This is a genomic window from Streptomyces sp. 8L (assembly GCF_020176795.1).
Taxonomy (GTDB): domain Bacteria; phylum Actinomycetota; class Actinomycetes; order Streptomycetales; family Streptomycetaceae; genus Streptomyces.
Map to the genome: position 1 here is coordinate 1 of NZ_JAIUKE010000361.1, position 1685 is coordinate 1685.

1 protein-coding gene is annotated in these 1685 nt (G+C 75.5%); it reads right to left on the reverse strand.

Annotated features, from left to right (window positions below; translation table 11 throughout):
* The coding region (locus tag LCE31_RS26515; RefSeq protein ID WP_225018455.1) for a hemolysin family protein at positions 1–1449 on the reverse strand (1449 nt) is incomplete at its 3' end.
* Positions 1450–1685 lie beyond the last annotated feature (236 nt).

Here is a 1685-nt window from a genome sequence, read left to right on the forward strand (position 1 = left end):
GCGCCCCTGGGTCCTCGTACGGCCCGCGCCCGCGGCACGGTCCGCGCCCTGTGGGGGCCGGCGGTCCTGGTCCGCCGCGGGGCCCTGGGGCCGCTCGGCGGGAACGCCGCCGGCGGGGGTGTTCTCCGGTATCGGGAGTGCGCCCGTACGGACGATCCTGACGCGTTCGGCGCGGTAGCGGTCCACCTGGCGCACGGAGAGCCGCCAGCCGGGCAGATCCACCCGGTCGCCGAGGACCGGGATACGGCCCAGCAGGTCGGCGACGAGGCCGGCGAGGGTCTCGTACGGCCCTTCCGGTGCCTCCAGGCCGATGCGCCGGAGGGTCAGGACCCGGGTGCTGCCCTCGACCTCCCAGGCCGGGCGGGCGTCCTCGGCCGCCACGGACACGATCTCGGGGCGCGCGTCGCCCTCGTCGTCGTGCTCGTCGCGGACCTCGCCGACCAGTTCCTCGACGATGTCCTCGATCGTGACGACGCCGGCGGTGCCGCCGTACTCGTCGACGACGACGGCTATCGGCTGCTCCGTGCGCAGCCGGGCGAGCAGCTGCCGCGCGGGCAGCGTCTCGGGCACCAGCAGGGCCGGTATGGCGATGCGGGAGACCGGGGTGCGCAGCCGCCGGTCCGCGGGGACGGCCAGCGCGTCCTTCAGGTGGACCATGCCGGCGATCTCGTCGATGCGGTCGCGGTAGACGGGGAAGCGGGACAGGCCGGTCGCGCGGGTGAGGTTGACGACGTCGGCGGCGGTCGCGTCGGTCTGGAGCGCGCTGACCTTCACCCGCGGGGTCATGACGTGCTGGGCCGCGAGGCGGCCGAGGGCGAGGGTGCGCACGAACAGGTCCGCCGTGTCCTGTTCGAGGGTGCCGGCCTGTGCGGAGTGGCGGGCCAGCGAGACCAGCTCGCCGGGCGTACGGGCCGACGCGAGCTCGTCGGCCGGCTCGACGCCGAGCATCCTGACGAGGCGGTTCGCCACCTTCGTCAGGAGGGCGATGACGGGCCGGAACAGCAGGGTGAAGCGGTGCTGGGGACCGGCCACGAACCGGGCGACCTGGAGCGGCTTGGACACCGCCCAGTTCTTCGGGACGAGTTCGCCGACGACCATCTGGGCGCCGGACGCGACGAGCATGCCGAGCACCACGGAGATGGCGTCGACGGCGCCGCCCGGCAGCCCGGTCGCGGACAGCGGCGGCGCGAGCAGGTCGTCGAGTGCGGGCTCGGCGAGCATGCCGACGACCAGCGAGGTGACGGTGATGCCGAGCTGGGTGCCGGAGAGCTGGAAGGACAGCTCGCGCACGGCCTTGACGACGACCGAGGCGCGCCGGTCACCGGCGGCCGCGGCGCGCTCGGCGTCCGCCTTCTCCACCGTGACGAGGCCGAACTCGGCTGCCACGAAGAAGCCGTTGGCGAGGATCAGGACGAGCGCGGCTGCGAGCAGCAGCAGGGGAACGGTCATGCCGCCGCCTCCGCGGAGGGGGCGGCGCAGGTACTACCGGACGTTCCGTCCATCGCTGGAGGGAGTCACTCCTCGGTTCGAAAGGAATCCCCGCGGGCCGGAGCCGGCCACAGGTGGCGGGGGGGGGGGGGGGGGGCGCCCCCCCCCCCCCCCCCCCCCCCCCCCGCCCCCCCCGCCCCGCGGGCCCGGGAGGCAACTGCGGGCCGCCGCCCGCACGCAGCGCCTCGGAGTAGGCC